Source organism: Aliarcobacter butzleri, assembly GCF_900187115.1.
Classification (GTDB): domain Bacteria; phylum Campylobacterota; class Campylobacteria; order Campylobacterales; family Arcobacteraceae; genus Aliarcobacter; species Aliarcobacter butzleri.
Genome location: NZ_LT906455.1, coordinates 622,801 through 643,298, shown reverse-complemented (window position 1 = coordinate 643,298; position 20,498 = coordinate 622,801). Strand labels below are relative to the sequence as shown.

The 20,498-nt window shown below is 24.9% G+C and carries 12 protein-coding genes and 2 pseudogenes; 5 read left to right on the top strand and 9 right to left on the bottom strand.

The window, feature by feature from the left end; genetic code table 11:
* The first annotated feature begins 105 nt into the window (after positions 1-105).
* Positions 106-1,335: an HD domain-containing protein gene (locus tag CKV87_RS03175; protein ID WP_004510687.1), complete on the top strand. Its 1,230-nt coding sequence runs from the start codon at positions 106-108 to the stop codon at positions 1,333-1,335.
* Between the two features lie 24 nt (positions 1,336-1,359).
* Here the strand turns inward: CKV87_RS03175 and CKV87_RS11820 are convergent.
* The 6 genes and pseudogenes from CKV87_RS11820 to CKV87_RS03150 all read right to left on the bottom strand — a co-directional run.
* Positions 1,360-2,271 (bottom strand): annotated as a pseudogene (locus CKV87_RS11820) (methyl-accepting chemotaxis protein); the annotation flags it as partial.
* A gap of 567 nt (positions 2,272-2,838) precedes the next feature.
* Positions 2,839-3,366: pseudogene (locus CKV87_RS11815) on the bottom strand (MCP four helix bundle domain-containing protein); the annotation flags it as partial.
* A 113-nt stretch (positions 3,367-3,479) separates the two neighbouring features.
* Positions 3,480-5,783 carry a HAMP domain-containing methyl-accepting chemotaxis protein gene (locus tag CKV87_RS03165; protein WP_012012408.1) on the bottom strand — a complete coding sequence of 768 codons (2,304 nt, stop codon included), beginning with the start codon at positions 5,781-5,783 and terminating at the stop codon, positions 3,480-3,482.
* A gap of 188 nt (positions 5,784-5,971) precedes the next feature.
* Complete coding sequence (locus tag CKV87_RS03160) at positions 5,972-8,953, bottom strand: PAS domain S-box protein (RefSeq protein ID WP_012012407.1); 2,982 nt, start codon at positions 8,951-8,953, stop codon at positions 5,972-5,974.
* Positions 8,954-8,957: 4 nt separating this feature from the next.
* Positions 8,958-9,650, bottom strand: coding sequence for a response regulator transcription factor (locus tag CKV87_RS03155; protein WP_012012406.1), 693 nt, complete (start codon positions 9,648-9,650; stop codon positions 8,958-8,960).
* Between the two features lie 112 nt (positions 9,651-9,762).
* Positions 9,763-9,948: a hypothetical protein gene (locus CKV87_RS03150; RefSeq protein WP_004510682.1), complete on the bottom strand. Its 186-nt coding sequence runs from the start codon at positions 9,946-9,948 to the stop codon at positions 9,763-9,765.
* A gap of 542 nt (positions 9,949-10,490) precedes the next feature.
* Between CKV87_RS03150 and CKV87_RS03145 the strand changes: the two genes are divergently transcribed.
* Positions 10,491-11,588 (top strand): GIY-YIG nuclease family protein, encoded by a 1,098-nt coding sequence (locus CKV87_RS03145; RefSeq protein WP_012012405.1) that lies wholly within the window; start codon positions 10,491-10,493, stop codon positions 11,586-11,588.
* Between the two features lie 92 nt (positions 11,589-11,680).
* Complete coding sequence (locus CKV87_RS03140) at positions 11,681-13,072, top strand: methyl-accepting chemotaxis protein (RefSeq protein WP_012012404.1); 1,392 nt, start codon at positions 11,681-11,683, stop codon at positions 13,070-13,072.
* A gap of 51 nt (positions 13,073-13,123) precedes the next feature.
* Here CKV87_RS03140 and CKV87_RS03135 read toward each other — a convergent pair whose 3' ends face one another.
* Both CKV87_RS03135 and CKV87_RS03130 read right to left on the bottom strand, forming a co-directional pair.
* On the bottom strand, positions 13,124-15,265 hold the full coding sequence (locus tag CKV87_RS03135; RefSeq protein ID WP_041644885.1) for a TonB-dependent copper receptor: 2,142 nt from the start codon (positions 15,263-15,265) through the stop codon (positions 13,124-13,126).
* 117 nt (positions 15,266-15,382) lie between these two features.
* On the bottom strand, positions 15,383-17,365 hold the full coding sequence (locus tag CKV87_RS03130; RefSeq protein WP_012012402.1) for a TonB-dependent receptor: 1,983 nt from the start codon (positions 17,363-17,365) through the stop codon (positions 15,383-15,385).
* A gap of 160 nt (positions 17,366-17,525) precedes the next feature.
* Here CKV87_RS03130 and CKV87_RS03125 point away from each other — a divergent pair, with 160 nt between their 5' ends.
* Both CKV87_RS03125 and nth read left to right on the top strand, forming a co-directional pair.
* The gene (locus CKV87_RS03125; protein ID WP_012012401.1) at positions 17,526-17,936 is read left to right on the top strand and encodes a hypothetical protein; all 411 of its coding nucleotides are present in this window, start codon (positions 17,526-17,528) and stop codon (positions 17,934-17,936) included.
* The gene (gene nth, locus CKV87_RS03120) at positions 17,933-18,577 is read left to right on the top strand and encodes an endonuclease III (RefSeq protein ID WP_012012400.1); all 645 of its coding nucleotides are present in this window, start codon (positions 17,933-17,935) and stop codon (positions 18,575-18,577) included. The genes CKV87_RS03125 and nth overlap by 4 nt, the downstream gene beginning before the upstream one ends.
* A gap of 6 nt (positions 18,578-18,583) precedes the next feature.
* Here nth and CKV87_RS03115 read toward each other — a convergent pair whose 3' ends face one another.
* On the bottom strand, positions 18,584-20,467 hold the full coding sequence (locus tag CKV87_RS03115) for a methyl-accepting chemotaxis protein (RefSeq protein ID WP_012012399.1): 1,884 nt from the start codon (positions 20,465-20,467) through the stop codon (positions 18,584-18,586).
* Positions 20,468-20,498: the final 31 nt, after the last annotated feature.

Genomic DNA, 20,498 nt, shown 5'->3' with positions numbered 1-20,498 from the left:
ATTTATGAGTGATTGGCAAGTATATTTAATGATGTTAGTTATTGTAGGATTAATGCTACTTGGTAAAAAAATGATGTTTTTTGATGACAATAAAAAGGATAAAAATTGATAAATCCAAAGATTATAGATTATATTTTTTCAAGTGCTTCTATTCAAAGATGGAATGACTATCCAAGAATGGTAGATTTAGTAGAGCTTGATAAACAAGCTCATAAATTCATCATCGCATACTTTATAGCAAAATTTGAAAATGATATAAATTTTACACACTTAATAGAGGCTGGTATTTTTGAGTTTTTAAGACGAGTAGTTGTAACTGATATAAGACCAGATGTTTTTAGAAAAGCTTTACAAAAAAAATCAAAAGAGATAAATTCGTGGGTTATTTCAAAATTAAAGCCATCAATTGAAACTATTGACAATGGTGTATTTTTACAAAAATTTGAAGAGTTTTTAAACAATCCTGAAATTTATAAAAAAGAGAGATTTATCTTAAAAGCAGCTTCATATCTTGCTACAAAATGGGAATTTTCAATAGTTTATCAAACAAGTCAATTTTTAAGTGATATTGAAGATGTAAAAAAAAGTGTAGATGAAGAACTTGAAGATTATTATGAATTAATTGCTGTTAGAAAAATAGCTTTAAATAAAAAACTATCAAAAATTGTAGATTTAAGTGGAAGATTAAGATTTCAAAAAAGATGGGCACAAACTCCAAGGATTCCCGAAACTTCAGTTTTAGGACATATGTTAACAGTTGCTATTTTTTCATATTTTTTTAGTCTTGAAGTAAAAGCTTGTGATAAAAGACTACAAAACAACTTCTTTACAGCTTTATTTCACGATTTACCTGAAGCTTTAACAAGAGATATAATAAGTCCTGTAAAATATAGTGTTGATGAGTTATCTGAAATTATTGCAGAGTATGAAGTTGAAAAAATAGAAGATGCTATTTTACCAAATATTCCTGAAAATATAAGAGATGAATTTTCATATATTTTAGGTATTTATGATGGAATAAAAGAAGAGTTTGCAAATAAAATAAAAATTGATGGAAAAATAGAAATAGTTGATGATATTTCAAAATATAATATTGATAAATATGAAGCGATTGATGGTCTTGCATTAAAACAATGTGATAAACTTTCTGCTTTTGTAGAAGCTAGTTTATCTATCTCTCATGGAATAAAATCAAAAGAATTAATAAGTGGTAAAAAAGAGATTTTAAAAAGCCTAAAAGAAGTTCAAGGAGTTGATTTTAAAACTATTGCAAATTTAATAGATAATGAATTTGGAACAACAGGACAAACTCAAGCTAGAATGGATTTTGAATAAACTTATTCAAATAGAAGAGAAAGCCTAAAAGCTTTCCCATTCATTGTCGTTAGTTTTAGATGATACTACTTTTGTATCTTTTTTTGTTGGTGTTACAGTTCTTTTCTCTACTTCATGTATTTGTTTATTATTAGTTCCAACATTTACATTTTTAGCTTTAACATCATGTTTACCAACAAACTCTTTTGAATCTGCATCACTTACTATTAGTTTTGATATCTCATCTGTTATCAATGCTACATCATGTGTTTGACTTGCTATCATTGCATTTTGTTGTGTTTGTCTATCTAATTGTGTTACTGCATCATTTATTTGTTCAATTCCAAGCAATTGTTCTTTACTTGCGTTTTGTATATCACTTATCAAGCTTATTGTTTGAGAGATATTTTGATTTAACTCTTTATATCCTTCTATCATATTTGTTGCGATACTTTTACCTTGATTTGCTTTACTTGTTGCATTTTCAACTATTGTTTTTATTTCTCTTGCTGCTTCAGCGCTCCTAGATGCTAGATTTCTTACTTCTCCTGCAACAACTGCAAATCCTTTTCCTGCTTCACCTGCTGTTGCTGCTTCAACAGCTGCGTTTAAAGAAAGGATATTTGTTTGGAATGCTATATTATCAATAACACCTATTGCTTCATTAATCAAATTAACTTGATTATTTATTTCATCCATAGCAACTGTTGTTTCATTTGCTAATTTCTCACCTTGACTTGCAGAAGCTGTTACTTCTGTTGATAGTTTTGCCATTTGTGCTATATTTTGTGTATTATTTCTTACATTTGAAGTTACTTCTTCTAATGCTGCTGCTGTCTCTTCTAAACTTGCTGCTGCTTCATTTGAGCTTAGGTTTAATTTATCTACATTTGCTAATAATACATTTGAGCTTTTATCCAATGTTAATCCATTTGTTTTATTCTCTACTAGCATTTGTGTCAATGTTTGTTGTAAAGTATTTAATCCATTTACTAAAGTTTCAAATACTCCACCTCTTTCATCATTTGCTTCCATTTTTAAAACTGGTATAAAATTATTTTTAGAATAACTAGTTAATACTTCATTTACATGTACAAATCTATTTTTTGTATTATCTATCATTTTATTTACATTATTTTTAAACTCTTCTAATGAAGCATTTGAAGTTGATTTCTCTATAAACTGTCCATACCATCCATTATTTACTCTACTCATTACTACTTTTGCATCTTCTATTAATGCTACATCTTCTTCTATTAATTTTTTAGTTTTTGCAATATTCTCATTTATAACTATTGCCATCTCTCCAAACTCATCTTTTGAGTTTATATCTAGTAAAGTTACATCATTTTTCTCTTTATTTAAGAATGAGAAGAAGTTAAGTAATTCTGTTTTTACTTTATCTAATTTTTTAATAATATCTGAGATAATTGAATATGATAAAAGAGTAAGAACTACAAATGAAATGACAATTGTTAAGATTATAGTTGTTTTACTTGAAGAGTAAATCTCTGCTGCAACATCAGTTTCATTTTTTGCAACATCTAGTTGAAGTTTTATTAATTCTGATACTTTTTCACTAATTGGATCAATATTTGGATAAAGTTCTTCTATTGTTATTTTTGTGATACTATCTATATCTTTATTTTTACATGATTGTTTTATTTTATTTGTTACTTCATCACCTTTTGCTACAAATGATTTTAAGCTATCAACTAAAACTTTCTCCTCTTTTGTTAACTCTGTTGATAAGTATTTTTCTAAATTTAATTTAATTTTAGTTTGAGCTTCATCAATATTTGAAACACATTTATCAAAATTAAAATTTCCATTTCTTGTTTGGTGTGTTGTATCAACTATATTAACTGCATATTCATCTGCAATAATTTTTAATTGTTCTAATGGAAGAACTCTATCATTATATACTCTTACTAATCCATTATTTACTTGTTTTAATTGAACTGTACCTAATATTCCTAATATTAATATTGCTAATAAGGCTATAAAAGAAAGTATTGATAACTTCGCTTTTGTTTTTAGATTTTGTAACATCTCTTATTCCCTGAATTATATTTTATATTGTAATTTTACGACATTTTATATTCAAAAGAAATAATAGCTTAAAAAAGAGGAAGAAGAAGGAAGAGGATATCTCTTCCTTCTTCCTAGAAGTTCTCCCATTCATCAGATTGCTCTGATCTTTTTGAACTCTTTTTATTTATAAATGGTGAATCTAACGATTTCTCTTTTTGATTATTATTCAACTCTTTATTTTTATTAATATCTTTACCTTTTACTTTATCTTTCCCTACAAACTCTTTTGCATCAACATCACTTACTACTAATTTTGCTATCTCATCTGCTACTATTGCTATATCTTGTGTTTGTGTTGCGATACTTGCATTTTGTTGTGTTTGTCTATCTAATTGTGTTACTGCATCATTTATTTGTTCTATTCCTGACAGTTGTTCTTTACTTGCGTTTTGTATATCATTTATTAAGTTTATTGTTTGAGATATACTATGATTTAACTCTTTATATCCTCCTATCATATTTGTTGCAATACTTTTACCTTGATTTGCTTTTATTGTTGCGTTTTCAACTATTGTTTTTATATCTTGTGCAGCTTCTGCGCTTCTTGATGCTAGGTTTCGCACTTCTTGTGCAACAACTGCAAATCCTTTTCCTGCTTCACCTGCTGTTGCTGCTTCAACTGCTGCGTTTAAAGAAAGGATATTTGTTTGGAATGCTATATTATCTATTATACTTATTGCTTCATTTACTAAGTTTACTTGATTATTTATTTCATCCATTGCAACTGTTGTTTGATTTGCAAAGTTTTCTCCATCATTTGCCAATTTTGTTACTTCACTTGACAGTTTTGCCATTTGTGCTATATTTTGAGTATTATTTCTTACATTTGAAGTTATCTCTTCTAAGGCTGCTGCTGTTTCTTCTAAAGATGCTGCTGCTTCATTTGAGCTTAAGTTTAATTTATCTACATTTAGAAGTAATTCACTTGAACTTTTACCTAAAGTCAATCCATTTGTTTTATTATCGATTAACATTTGTGTTATTGAATCACCTAAGCTATTTACACCACTTGCTAGTTTTAAAAGGTGTTCTTTTAAACCTTTTTGGTCTATTTTATTTAAGTAATTATAATTTGAATATTGTTCTAATACTTTTAATACATTATCTATATTATTTTCTAAATTAGAAGCCATATTATTTAAAACTTCTTTTAACTGCATCAATGCTGGGTTTGAAACACTTAGGTTTAATCTTTGGCACAAGTCACCTTGTTCAAATTCACCTAATACTGCTATTGTTTCATCTATTAGTTTTCTATCTTCTTCTATTCCTTTTTGTGTTTTTACTATATTTTCATTTACCACTTTTGCCATTTGTCCAAATTCATCTTTTGAATCTAGATTTATTAATTCTGCTTTTGTTGATTCTCGGTTTAGGTACGCAAAGAAACTAAATAGTCCATCTTGGAATGTATTTAGAAGATTATTTATATTTCTTGGAAGAATAATAGCTATAAAAATACAAATTACTAAAATAATTATAGAAATAATCGATACTAATGATTTTATATTATTATTTAGCTCAGATACTTTTGGTCCAAGTGCATTTTGATCTTCTTTTATTGATATTATCATTTCTTCTGATAAATCGCCAATTTTAGGACCAATTTTATAAAGCTCCCCTTCAACAATACTATTTCTTTCATTAATTGTTGTATGAATCTCCTTTATAGCACTTTTGTATATATTCAAATATTCTAAAACTTCTTTTAATTCTGAAGAATCTGTTGTTTTTAATATTTTTATTTTTTCTTCAAGATTTGAAAACTCTTTATTTACTCTGTTATAATGTTCTTCATTTTCAGACTCTATAAACTTCATAACATAAATTCTTGCTAGAAGAAAATCTTTTAGAAATTTTGAATATTGTAAAGAAATATCTGATTTGCCATTTTCTTGATTTCTATTTATAAAAGTAGAAAGTTTATTATCAACCTCTTTTCCGTTTTTATCTATTTGCTCTTCTAAAATCTGATTCTCTTTTTTCATAAGATTTACAACATTAAAAAAAGACTCTTTATATTTTGGAAGTAAAGAGTTAATCTCTTCTATTAAACGAATTCTCTGGGGATCAGTTATATTAGCTTTTGACTCTTTTGCTAAAGATTCAGTTTCTAAATAAAATTTATTAAAGCTATCTATATATTTTGATTCCTCAAGATTTAAAAAGTTTGCAATACTTAATCTCATCATAAACATACTATTTTCAAGACTCGAAATTATAAGAGAATTTTTTGCAATTCTTCGATAATCACTAAAACCATCTGCTGATTTACTAATCGAATAGTTACTGTATATTGATAACATTACAATAAGTAAAGTAATCACTGAAAAAGATAAAATCAACTTAAATCTTATAGATAAATTTTTATACATATTTTCCCCTTTTTTATAAATAATTTTATTATTGTTATTGTATTGAAGTATGGGTCAGGAATTGGTCAAATAATTTTTTATAAAAGTGACTATAAAACGACTTATTAATTATTAATATTAACAAATTACCAATTATTTGTTATTTTAAAGATTATTTATGTGATATTTGAATTTTAAAAAAGAAGGTGTTAGATTTTTTTTACAATAGATAATCTTAAATCCATATCATTATAAGTAAATTTTGTGATAGTTACTTCGATATCTAAAATATCTCCATATTTTGTTTGATGTTTAGTAAAAAAAGTTCTTTTACCAAATTTTTCAACATCTTCTCTAATTCTTTTTAGTTTTTCTAAAGATGTATGTTTATCAATTTCTTTCATATTTTTAGACAATAATTCTTCATAGTTATATCCTAACATTTCACAAGAAGTTGTATTTATATACTTTATATTTAACTCATCATCAATTACATAAATTGCTTCTTTTGAACTATCTATTGCTTTTTGTAATACAGTTAATTTTTCTTGCATTTTATATTGATTTGTTAAATCTCTTATAAGATATAAAATATACTCTTTATCATCATATAAAAAATAATTTGCAACAATTTCTGCTGGAAATAAAGTCTCATCTTTTTTTACTAAATTTGATTCAAATAAAAAAATTCTTTTTTCTTTTATTTTTTCCCAATGTATATTCCAATTTCCAAATTGATTTGGAATATTGTGGGTATCACCAAAATTCTCTAAAGCTATTAAATTTCTAAAGACTACTTTATTTTCTTTATCAACTAGAAAAATAGCTTCACTAATATGATTAATCATAAATTGTTTTAAATGAAGTCTATTTTTTATCTTTTCTTGTTCACTTATATCTTTTATATTTGCAACATAATAAAGAATTTCATTGTTTTCATTTTTTATAACATTTATATCTATTTGTACAGGAAAAGTTGTACTATCTTTTTTTATACTTATTATTTCAGTTGAAGAGAAGCTTTTTTCAAAAGCTTCTCTTCTTTTAAGTTCAAACTCAAGTTTTGAATCTTTAAAAAAAAGATTGTCTATATCTATTTTATCTATCTCATCAGTCATATAACCATACATTTTGTGAAAAGCTGGATTTACCATCTTTATATTTGAAGTCATACCAAAAAAAACTATTACTGTCCAATAAGTTTGATTAAAAATGTTTTCCCAATGCTTTATATTATTTTCTAATTCTTCTTGTTTTTCAACTTTTTTTTCTAAAATTGATATTCTTTCTAAAGTTGATTTTTCCAATTCATAAAATGATTTATTTTCATTATTTAAAATATATTCTTCATTAAAAAACTCGATTATAAAAAGAGCTCCATTTACACTATTCTCAACTGAAATCTTTCCTTTCATTCTCTCTTCAATTATTCTTTTTGTAATAAATAATCCTAATCCAATATTATTCTTTTTTGATGATACTCCAAAATCAAAAATTTTAGAAATAGGAGTTTGTTTTATTCCTTTTGCATTATCTTCAATATAGATTTTAAAACTATTTTTATTCGATGATGTTTTGATTTTTATCCAAGGATTTTTTATTTTTCTTTTTATTAAAGTATCTTTTGCATTTAAAACTATATTTAACAAAGCATTTATAAACTCATTTTTATCACCTAAAATAAAAATATTTTCATCTACTTCACAATCAAACCTAATATTTTCAGTTTTAAAAATATAAAAAACTAATTTTTCAATATTTTCTATCTCTTTTTTTAAATTAAATTTTGAATTAATACTATCTTCATTTTCTAAAATTCTATAAAAAACATCGATTGTACTTGAAAGATATTGGATAATACTATTATTTTGTTCCAACAAATCTAAAAGTTTATTTTTATTTAAATTTGGTTCTAAAAGAAGTGAAGCTTTCATATTAGTTTGAATTGCAGCAACTTCAGAAAGCGGTTCTCTCCATTGATGAGTAACATTTCCAACTAATTCTCCCAAAGACAGCTTTTTAGATTGGAAAAACAAAATTTTTTCTTGAATTTTAGATTTTAAGGTAATTTCATTTTTTTCTAAAACAATTTTTTTGATAATATCATTTAAAGTAATAGCTAGAAAAATCATCAACCAAATTCCTCCAAAAACATAAGCATTTTTAAAAAAGAAATTAATTGGTAGTAAATTTTCATACATCAAATAACTTATAAGTGCACCTAAAATATAACCAATTAATGCAATAAAATAAGGAATTGATGGAGAATAATTTTTAAAGATATTTGTATTTATTATAAAAAAATATAAAATAATCAATAAAAAAAGAAAAAATATTTTTAACCAAAAATTATCAGTATTAATAACTATATTTAAAAAAATGTAAAATAAAACAAATATTAAAAAAAGTGTCCAAAAAGAGAGTTTACTTTTTGAGTTATTTTTATTATAAAAGTGCAGATTAAATAGATTTAAAAATAAAAATGCACTACTAAAAATAAATACTTTTACTAAAGGTAAAAAGACTTTATTTATTTCAATAAAGCCATCAATAATAATCTCCAAAATTAATATAATCAATAAAGTTAGTGAATAAAAAATATATGCTTTTTCTTTAATTTGGAAATATTGTATTGTGCTATAAATAAATAAAGATAAGAAAATCCCAAAATATACACAAGAAAGTAGAATATTTGGTAAGTATTGAATTAGTATTTCATCTTTTTGCAATATTAGAAATGATGTAATGTAAGGGATAAAAGAGTCAATGCTGATAAGATAAGTAATTGGTGTATCATTTTTTTCTAAAAAAATGTGAGGAGTAAATCTATCTAAATAATCATTTCTTTCTTTAGAAATATTTATTAATTCATTTTCTTTATATTTATAAAAATCTATTTTGCTATCTGATATATTTATAAAACTCAAATATAAATTTTGTTCATTTTGATTTTTGATTTCAAAACAAAACCAAGTTACTTCAGGATCTTGTTCTGAACTCATAGCTTTAGATGGAAGGATAGAAAACTGATTATTTTTGCATTTTGAATATGCTTCTTGTGCAGATAAATCAGCTTTGTAAAAACTTGGTTGTTTTGTCATTTCTATTTTATAATCTGATTTTGATATTAGTGTATCATAAGCAAATAAATTGCTAAAAAGAATCAAAAAGATAAAAATCGTTTTTATCATATATTTAATTATTTAGAATTTCTAATCTATAACCTAAACCTCGAACAGAAACTATTATCTCTTGTTCAATTTTTTTTCTAATTCTCAATATTAGATTTTTTATTGATGATTCAGAAATTTCATCATAAGACCAAAGTGCAGAATATATCTCATCTTTTGTTACAGTTTTAGGATAATTCTCGATTAATAATTTTAAAAGCTCTAACTCTTTAACACCTAAATGTACAACACAATTTTTATAATATAGTTCTGAAGTTGTAAAGTTAAAGAATAAATCTTCTGCAAGGAAAAATTGCTCACTATTTTTTAAGTTTCTTTGTAAAGATTTTTTTATAGTAGTAATAAAATTATTAAATTCAAAAGGTTTTAAAATATATCCATCAACAGATAAATTTGCAGCATTTAATAAATACTCTTTTTCATTAAAATTTGTTAATAAAATTATTGGTGTATTATAATCATCATTTCGTATTTTTTCAGCTAAAGATAATCCATCCATTATTGGCATTTTTATATCTGAGATTATTAAATCTGGTGAATGAAGTTTATATAATTCTAATCCATCTTTACCGTTATCTGAAGTAAAAACCTCATCAAATAGCATTGATAAAACTTCACTAATCTGATTTTTGATAATATTGTCATCTTCTATAAACAAAACAGTTTTTTGTTTAAAAAGCATTAAATCTTTAGTCAAATGTAAAATCCTAAGTTGATTTTTATAAAAAGTAGTTCAAAAGCTTTCGATTATATCTTAGAAATTGTAAAAAAGGATTTAAAGATTTTATATAAAATATTTTAGAACTATTTTAGATGTTATTTTTTTCTTTTTCATTTAAATTTTCATGTACTTGCCTTCTTATTTCATGCAAGTGAGTCAAAATATCTTTTAATAACCTTTTTTTTAAAAGATACTCTTTTTTATTTTTATGTTTATCACATTCTACTTCTATATTTTTTATACTTATAACCAACAAATCATAAATATTATTCATTCTTCTTCCTTGTTATAATACATTTTTATTTAAATACAAATTATTTATTTTATATTTTTATATCATTTTTTTTTAATTAAATAAAAATATTTTCTTCAAAATAAATAAAATCTCTAACCCCTAATTATATCTAACATCATTTATTTTTTATACAAATAAAAAATTATTTATTAAATATATATTTTTCTGTAATTATAATAAATCTTATTTTATGGTAAACTTAATGCAAATACAAATGATAATAATTTATTATTTTTAAAAAACTGATTATTTTAAAAACATACATTTAAAATATTCTTTCATAATTATTAATTCTAAAATATATAAATTTTTTAAATATTTATATATTAATTTTAATTTATATTTATTAGACGATAAAAATTATTTTATAAAAAAAATTATTTATTAAATATTTTCATTATTAATATTATCTATTTTTATAAAAATTATTTTTTAAGATTTTTTAATGTATTTTTTGATATACTTCGAGCCTTGTGTTTATTTAGCAATTTATATCACTTATATTTTTATCAAAATGAAAAATGAAAAAAATCCCATTTTATTTACTTACAAACAAACTTTATACAATGAGTTTTAAAAATTATTTAAACTATTTAAAAGAAGATATTTTATCTAGTAGTTGGTTTAAAGAAAACTGCAAAAACAAGAATATTAAGGTAAAAATCTTATCTAAAGATTATTGTTCTAAAGAGACAAAAAATTGTTATTTTATATACAAAGAAGAGAAAGTTTATTTTTATAAACTTTTTTTATTGAAGTTTGAATATAAAAAAGAGATAAAAAACAATTATCACTTGAAGTTACTAAATATAAATATTAAACATGAAACTTTATTTAATCTAATAACAATGTTATTCTCTTCACAAAAATTATTTTTAGATACTGGACACTATCCAAATATAAATTTTTTGGATAGAAAAGTGTTTATTGAAACTTATGTAAAAGAATACAACTCTTATTTAGATTTATCGGTTTTATCAAAGATTTTGAATAATACTCACTATGAACAAGATGGTTATATTTATAAATTGAGTCATTTATTTCCTAAAAAAACTTTTATTTATTCTTTATACATAAAAATCTTATTAAGTACTAAAATTGATTTGAAAAATGACTTAGAAATAGCAAAACAACTATTTGAAATATATAATGTAAAAATATCAAGAAGAACAGTTTGCGATATTAGAAATAAATATTTAATTCCCAATATAAAAAAAATTGAAGAAAAAAATCTCACCTTGTACTTTAATAATTTTAACAATAATAGAAGACTTTTAAATAAAGAGAATATTTCTACAATAGAAAATAATCTAAAAGGCGTATATGAATTATCTTCAAATGAGAAGATTTTTTACCCTTTTGCAGAGAACAAAGTCATATATATTGGTTCATCAAATAACTTAAAAAAAAGACTAAAAACATATACTTCAAAAACTGCACATACAAACGATATTAAAAATTTTATAAAAGACAATGAAAAAATATATTTTAGAATAATCAAAACTTTTGATTATCAAGAGTATGAAAAAAAGCTAATTGATACTTTTATAAATCTTTATGGTGATTTACCAAGGCTTAATACTCAAAGAATTTTAAAAGAATTTATTATCGCAAAATAGCCTCTTCATAGGATAAAATAGTATTGACCATAATCAAGATAATATTTATCCTATTTTAATATACTTCGATTTTAAAATTATTAAGGAAAAGAATGTTTAATTTAAAATCATTATATTTTAGGATGACAATAGTGCATTATTTGGGAATAATAATACTTCCTTTAAATGCTATTTTATTTACAACCTCCACTATTTCTCAAATTGTTCAAATTATTATTACTTTAGCTTTAATTGTGCATGAATTAGATGAGAGAAAAAATGGAAAATTATTATCAAAAGAGTTGGTTAATTTTTTAAAAAATATGGATAATAAAAATGTTAGTTTTGAAATAAATACTTCAATGGCAAGTGAATATTCTGAAATCAAAGATGTTATTGATAAAAGAGAAAAAGAGCTTTTACAAAAAGAGAAAGAAGAATCACTTTTAATTGAAGAGGCTAAAATAGTAATGACTCAAGTAAAACACGGGATTTATTCTCAAATAATAACTTCTATTAGCTCAAATAATTCACTTGAAGAGTTTAAAAAAAGTGTTAATGAAATGATAGTTGAAACAAGAGAACACTTTTTAAATATCAATTCTATTTTGGAAAAATATACAAATTATGATTATAAAAAAAAGTTAGAACTAAAAAGAATCTCAAGTAATGGAGAATTTCAACATTTAGTTGATGCTATAAATAAACTAAAAGAGGCGATTACTCAAATGTTGGTTGAAAATAAAATAAATGGTATAACTCTTCAAAATTCATCTAAAATTTTATTAACAAATGTTGATAAATTAAATTTATCTTCAAATGAAGCAGCAAATAGTTTGAAAAATACATCAACAGTTTTAAGTGAAATAACTCAAAATGTTGATAAAACTTCAACTCAAACTATTCAAATGTCAAGTCTTGCAAATGCAGTTATTGGTTATTCAAAAGAGGGATTAAATTTAGCGCAGAAAACAACAACTGCAATGGATGAAATAAATGAAAAAGTAAGTGCAATTAACGAATCAATAACAATCATCGACCAAATAGCTTTTCAAACAAATATCTTAAGCCTAAATGCAGCAGTTGAAGCTGCAACTGCTGGAGAAGCTGGACGTGGATTTGCTGTTGTTGCACAAGAGGTGCGAAATCTTGCAAATAGAAGTACACAAGCTGCATATGAGATAAAAAAACTTGTTGAATCAGCAAATATAAAAGCAAATAATGGAAAAACTATCGCAAATGAGATGATAGAAGGTTATACAGTTTTAAATACAAATATTGATAAAACAATAGAGTTAATAAGTAGTGTTGCAGATATTTCAAAAGAACAACAAGTTGGAATTGTACAAATAAATAGTGCAATAAATATTTTAGAACAACAAATAAAAGCAAATGCTGAAGTTTCATCTCAAGCAAATAATATAGCAATAAAAACTTCAAATATTGCAAATACAATCGTAGATACAGCAAATCAAAAAGAGTTTGAAGGAAAAGAAAATATTTAAAAAAGAACCCAAGAAAACTAAAAATATTTAGTTTTCTTGGGATAATATATTTTAGAATTTAGTTTTTAATTCAAACCAAAAATTTCTACCTGGTTCATATATTCTTTCTTGAGCCATAAAAGTTGTAGCACTTGAAACATCTGAATTACTTAAGTGTTCCATATATGCTTTATCAAATAAGTTATCAACTCCAAAATTAAGTGAAACATTTTTATTATATTTATATCCACCATTTATAGAGAAGATTGAAGCACCTGGAGTTTCACCTTTGTCAACACCATTCATAACTATACTTCCTGCTCCAATATCATATCTGTCTTGTTTTGAAATAAATCTTGCAAGAATTCCAGCTGAATATTTTCCATTATCATACATAGCAGATATTTTACCTTCAAGTGGTGGTTGTTGTGCTAAAGGTTTATCATCTGTATCATTTTTCCCAATAACATGTGTTAATGATCCTATAATTTTATAATCGCTTGTTATTTGATAACTTGCACTTAATTCTCCACCATAAATAGTTGCATCAATATTAGATACTGTTGTATATGATGTTCTACCCATTCCATATGGAACAGTCATTGTATTTCCATTTTCATCAAACCATCTATTTAAAATATAGTCATCAACTTTACTATAAAACATAGAAGCTGAAGTTGTTAAATCACCATTTGTCCAACTAGCACCAATATCAATTTGATTTGTTTTTTCAGGTTCTGGAATATCTATTGAAGTTATCGCATTTGGATTTGCTTTATTTGAATTATTTATACCTTCAAGGTTATATTTTGTTCTTTCCCAATAATCAGCAAATCTTTCAGAGTGTCCAAATCCGATATATGTTTTTAAACCATAATCTGGAATATCTTTTTCATATCTTAAAAATCCACTTGGCAAAGTCTCTTTATCTGTTTGATTATAATTTGGATTGTTATAAATTAACATTCCTAGTTTTGTTCTTTTATCAATTACTTCATGTTTATCTAATCTAAGTCCAGCAACAATTCTATTATCTTCATTTATATCAATAGTAGATTCATTAAAAAATCCAACTTGAGAAAAATCAAAATCTGTTTGTCTTGGAGCAGAACGCATATCACTATCCGCTATTGAAGAAGATGTTTTCATCATAGCACTTCTTGCTGTATGTTCATCTTCTTTAAAATCTATACCAGATACATTTGTCAATAAAAGAGATGGTATTTCAGTAGTAACTTTTAGATTTCCTCCAATTGTTGTTCTATCTGGATTCATACCTGAATATACTTTTTTACCTGTCATAGAACTAATAGGAGCTTCTCTTAGTGAGTAATTATCCATGATATGGTCAACATAGTTTCTATAAACTTGCATTTCAACTTTTTCTACATTTTTTGCAAGATTATATTTTATTACTTTTAATGAAATATTTTCTCTAAGTAATTTTGAAGCATCCATTGTTCTATCAGCATATTTTGCTTCACCATCACCTTTTGAACCTGAAATTTCAAAAGTAGTATCATCTGTAGGTGTATATCCTAAAGTAAGACTTGTATTCCATCTTGTATATTCAGAATTTACAATATCACCTTTACCATCTTTATAATCATTTGAATGTGAACGAGTTGCAATTAACTGAGCATATCCTAAAGGTCCACCACCACTAACATCAAGAAATTGATCACTTCTTCCAAAACTTCCTTGTTTAAAAGAAGAATATATATCATAATCAGGTGTAGAATAATATTTAGGATTTTTTTCAAATTGCACTACACCAGCAGAAAAACCAGAACCTGCTAATACAGTTTGAGGACCTTTTGTAATAACTACACTATCGTATGATTCAGGGAAAATATATGCAGTAGGTGGATCCATTCTTCCTCCACATCCTCCATATACCTCTTGTCCATCTGAGAATATTCCAAGTTTAGAACCAGACATTCCTCTAAATATTGGATCTCCATCTGTTCCACCTTTTCTTTTAACAGAAAAACCTGGTATATTTTTCAAAAAATCAGCTCCATCACTAGCTGGAATTGGTTGAATTGGATTTTTAGGGTCCGTTATAACTTTTAATGGATTGTCAGATTCAACAATAGAAACAACTTCTATTTTTTCTAAAACAGATGTCTCTTTTTTTTCAGTAGCTTTCTCTTCTGATAAGAGTAAACTTGTACATAAAGATAAACATAAAATAATCCTCTTTCTATTCACAATAAATTCCTTCACTAAAAATTTGACTTATTTTAGGAAAGAGGTGTTAATTTTCTGTTAATTTATTATTAATTTTTATATTTTTTATTAACTAATCTAATAATTTAAAATATAGCCTTAAAAGCTATATTTTAAATTTACGTATCCATATCTTCCTGGATCATTAAATAAAACTCTATCTCCAGCAACTTCAACATATGTAATATCTTGGTAAGTATTTGTAGAGTTATAAACTTTATCAAATAAATTATCAACTCCTAAAGTTACTTCAAAATGTTTAAACAATGCTTGAGTATATTTTAAATTTACTACTGCATATCCAGCAAGTTCTTGTTCTTTTGCACTTGCATCATAACTATCCCATCTATCAACAGCAATTACTTCTGCTTTAAATTTAGATTTTGCATATTCATAATTTACTGCAAAATTTGCTTTTAATGGTGTAATTTCTGCTAAATCTTTATCATTTCCTGTATATTTCCCATCTTTTTTACCTTTTAAGTAAGCAACTCCATAATCAAAAGATAAATCTTCAGTTAAATAATAAAATCCACTAACATCTAATCCATAAATTTTTGCATCAATATTTTCAAATGAACCACTGTTATAAATATAATCTTTTAACTCTGAATAAAATATTTTTGGTTTTATAAAGAAACTTCCAATCGTTTTTTCAAATCCTAAATCTGCTTCATAGTTTTTTGTATCTTCTAAATTTGGATTTGAAGCTGTTGTTTGTTGATAAAGTTCTCTTGCATCTGGAACTCTTGAAGATTTTCCAATACCAGCAAAAACTTTACTTTCATCATCTATGTTATATGCACCAAAAACATATCCATTTAAACTTGAATATTTATTATCATCAACATTTGGTCTTTGAGTTTCTACATCTGTGTAGTCATATCTCATTCCTGCTTCTAAATCTAAAGCACCAAATGATTTTTCAATTTTTGTAAATACAGCTTTATTTGTTGTATCTGTAGAGTACATACGATTAGTATCACTTGGCGTAGTCACACCAGTATTTATATTTGTACTATACATACCTCCTCGCCAATTTCTAACACTCGTATCAAGTCCAACTGTAACTAAAGAGTCTCCAACATCTAAAGAGTTTTTAACTGTTGTTCCCCAAACAGAAGTTTTTAATTGATTTGTCATATACATATTTCTCATCATAGCATTCGAATTTAAGAAAAAGTTTCTCTCTTTTGTGCTCATAGGATGATCAACTTTTGAATAATAGTAGTCTAAATCAAGCTGTTTTGATAAACTTCCTAATTCTCTAATTGTATATCCTAAAGTATAAATATCACTATCATCATAATCAGCATCCATTGGACCTGCTGGATATAAAATACCATCACTTCTATTTGCTGTATATGATAGTTTTAAATCTTGGTCATCTGTAAGATTAAATTGAAGTTTTGATAAAACACTCTTTTTTTCAAAACCATCTAAGTCTTTATTCTTATATTGTTGTACTTTTGGAACTCCTCTTTTTATTTGTTGTTGTAAGAAGTTATCGCCATTTCCATCTTTGTATTGTTCACCTTTTTCAGTTGATGCTGAAATTAAAGCTTTAACAAAATTATTTCCTCCACTGATTGTTGTACTAGCTTTTTTATATCCAAAACTACCCGCATTTAGATTTATTTCCCCATTAAATCCCTCTTTTGGTTCAACTGTATCAACTTTTACTAATCCACTTAAAGTTCCAAAATTTTCGACATCATAAGGACCTTCAATGATTTTTACACTCTCTATATTATTTGTAACAATATGAGAAGTTGGTGGATCCATTCTATTTGGACAAGCTCCATAAATTTTTGCACCATCAATTAAAATATTGATATTATCCTTTTTTTGCCCTCTTAAAATAATATCATTTGCTATACCATTTCTTCTTACTATTGAAATATTAGGAGAATTTTTCATCAAAGCATCAGCTAAATCTGCACTTTTTAATTCTTCATTACTAATATCTTTTATAAGCTCTGAATTTGCTTTTTCAACTACATTTATGTCTTTTAAAGTTGTAGTTTCATTTGCACCTAATATAGCAGTTGCAATAAGAGACAAAGAGATGATTTTCTTCATAAATTTTCCTTCTACATATAAAATTTATATAAGTATTGCAAAGAGGTGTTAATTTAGTGTTAAATAAAAAAAGAGATTTTGCCAAACTATTGATTTTAGAAGCTTTTTGTAAAGCTTTGATATAATAAAAACAGATGAATTAATAAGGAATAAAAAATATATGCAAGTTATTATTAGTATTGCCATTTTTATTGTAGTTGTTACAGTAATAATTTATAAAATAAATGACCGATTTGAGAAAAGAGAGTTTATAATCTTTTTATTAATCATAATCTTTACAACTATTGGTTTTATATATTATGAAAATTCTGTTAATAACTTCTTTCCAAAAATGTTTAAAGAAAAATATGAAAAAGAAAAAAATACTCAAATTGAAAGTTTAGAAGCCCAACTTTTAAATAATAAAGTTGTTAGTTCAAAAGATAAGTTTATTTACAAATTTACATATTTGGTAAAAAAAGATAATAAAGAGTTTTTATGTACGATGAATAATGTTGAAATAAATAAAATCCAAAAAGAGTTTATTTTTAAAGATTTTGCAAATTTACAAGAAGAATGTATTGAAAAATGAAAAAAGCAACAAAAGAAGATATACAAATAATCAAAGAAGCTTTTTTAGAACATTATAAAGAAGCTGTTACAGAGTTAAATTATAAAAATGATTATGAACTATTAATAGCAATTATTTTAAGTGCACAATGCACAGATAAAAGAGTAAATATCATAACACCTGCTTTATTTGAAAAATATCCAAGTGTAAAAGAGTTAGCGGTTGCCGATTTAGGAGATGTTAAAGAGTTACTAAAAAGTTGTTCTTTTTTTAATAATAAAGCACAAAATATTGTAAAAATGGCACAAAGTGTTGTGATGAATTATGATGGAAATATTCCTCACAATCAAAAAGAGTTGATGAAACTAGCAGGTGTTGGAAATAAAACTGCAAACGTTTTTATGATTGAATTTGAAGGTGCCAATCTTATGGCTGTTGATACACATGTTTTTAGAGTTTCTCATAGATTAGGACTTAGTGATGCTAAAAATGTAACATTAACAGAAGCTGATTTAGTAAAAAAATTAAAAGGGGATTTACATATCTTTCACCAAGCTATGGTTTTATTTGGAAGATATATTTGTAAAGCTGTAAAACCTGAATGTGATAAATGCTATTTCCCTCAAGTTTGTAAAAGTAAAAGTGGATTTAAACCAGCTTAGTTTAAACTAAGCTCCACTTTTAATATTTTCTTTTCCAATAAACTCTTTATTGTTTGCATCTTCTACTATAAGTTTTGCTATTTTATCAGTATTAATTGCAATTTCTTGAGTTTTATTAGCTACAGTAGCATTTTGTTGAGTCTGTTTATCTAAAGATGATATAGAATTATTTATCTGTTCAATTCCTTGTAATTGCTCTTTACTAGAATTTTGAACATCATTTATCAAAGAGATAGTTGAAGTTATATCTTGATTTAATTTAACATATCCATTTATCATCTCATCTGCTACATCTTTACCTTCTGATGTAATTTCTTTTGCTTTTTCTACAATATCTTTTATCTCTTTTGCAGCTTGAGCACTTCTATTTGCAAGATTTCTCACCTCACCAGCAACAACAGCAAATCCTCGCCCTGCTTCTCCAGCAGTTGCAGCTTCAACAGCTGCATTTAAACTTAAGATATTTGTTTGGAAAGCTATTTGATCTATAACACTTATTGCTTCATTTATTAAATCTACTTGATTGTTTATATTTGACATTGAATTTGTAGTTTTATGAGCTAGTTTTTCACCATCATTAGAAGATTTTTCTAAATTTGAAGCTAAACAGGACATATCTGATATATTTTGAGTTGATTGTCTAATATTATTTGTAATCTCTTCTAATGCTCCTGCTGTTTCTTCTAAGGCAACTGCTGCTTCATTTGAAGATTTGTTTAAAAGATTTACATTATTTAAAAGAATATTTGAACTTTTTTCTAAACTCAATCCATTTTTCATACTATTTGATAACATATTTGTTATTTCAGAGCCTAAATTGTTTATTCCTAAAACAAGTTTTCCAATCTCTCCTTGTAAATCTTTATTTTTTATATTATTAGTAAAATCATATTTTGAATATTTTTCTAAAATCTCTAAAATGCTTGTTATATTTGTATTTAGCATAAAAACCATTTTATTAAATACATTTTTTAGTTCACTAAGTTGTGGATTTGATGCTTCTAAATTTATTTTGCCATTTAAGTTTCCTGATTGAATCTGATTAGAAATATTTACAAACTCATTTACAATATTATTATCAGCAATTATCCCTTTTTCTATAAAATCAATATTTTCATTTATAGTTTTTGCCATTATTCCAAATTCATCAAGCTGTTTTATTTCAAGATAACTTGCTTTTTGTCTTTTCCTTGATAAAAAATCAAAGAAATCTAAAATTCCCTTTTGTGTAGAATTTATCTTTTTACCAATTGAATTACTCATTAAATATGCAAATATTATTGCAATTGCCTGAATTAAAAGTGTAATTAAAACAGTATCAATCAAAATACTATTTAAAGCTTTTTGAATAAAACTTAATTCTATATCTGCACCAATTAAATATATTTTACCAGTTGGCGACTCTTTTGATATAATTAGTGTATAAAAATGCCCATATTTATCAATAGTATTTTCAAAAAATTCATTATTCTTTTTAAATCCATTTTGCACCATCTCGCTAGCATCGTATTCAATCATAAATTCATCATATTCACCACTTTTTAGTTCTTCATCTGTTGCACTAGATATTGCTGTATGAACTTTATTATCTGATTCTTTTGTCATTACATAGATATATTCTAAATTGATTTTTTTAGCAAACTCACTCAATTTTTTGATGTAATTTAAATGTAAATCAGCATCTATAGGATTATCAAGTGTATATTTATCAACAAAATCTTCCCCTAGATATAAAGATGTTGCGTTGATTCCTGCTCTTAACTGATTTTGCATAGAATCATAAAAAGTATTCTTTTGACTATAATATATGAATATCCCAAAAGAGATACTTGCAAATAAAGATATAGTCATTAAAGAGATAAATATCTTCTGTTTTACACTAATAACCATTTTGTTTCCTACTTAAAAATTTTTTTATTTT

Coding starts and splice junctions, on each gene's coding strand:
- CKV87_RS03165 (WP_012012408.1), bottom strand. CDS start 5,783: ATGTATAAAAATTTATCTATAAGATTTAAGTTGATTTTATCTTTTTCA.
- CKV87_RS03160 (WP_012012407.1), bottom strand. CDS start 8,953: ATGATAAAAACGATTTTTATCTTTTTGATTCTTTTTAGCAATTTATTT.
- CKV87_RS03150 (WP_004510682.1), bottom strand. CDS start 9,948: ATGAATAATATTTATGATTTGTTGGTTATAAGTATAAAAAATATAGAA.
- CKV87_RS03145 (WP_012012405.1), top strand. CDS start 10,491: ATGAAAAAAATCCCATTTTATTTACTTACAAACAAACTTTATACAATG.
- CKV87_RS03140 (WP_012012404.1), top strand. CDS start 11,681: ATGTTTAATTTAAAATCATTATATTTTAGGATGACAATAGTGCATTAT.
- CKV87_RS03130 (WP_012012402.1), bottom strand. CDS start 17,365: ATGAAGAAAATCATCTCTTTGTCTCTTATTGCAACTGCTATATTAGGT.
- CKV87_RS03125 (WP_012012401.1), top strand. CDS start 17,526: ATGCAAGTTATTATTAGTATTGCCATTTTTATTGTAGTTGTTACAGTA.
- nth (WP_012012400.1), top strand. CDS start 17,933: ATGAAAAAAGCAACAAAAGAAGATATACAAATAATCAAAGAAGCTTTT.
- CKV87_RS03115 (WP_012012399.1), bottom strand. CDS start 20,467: ATGGTTATTAGTGTAAAACAGAAGATATTTATCTCTTTAATGACTATA.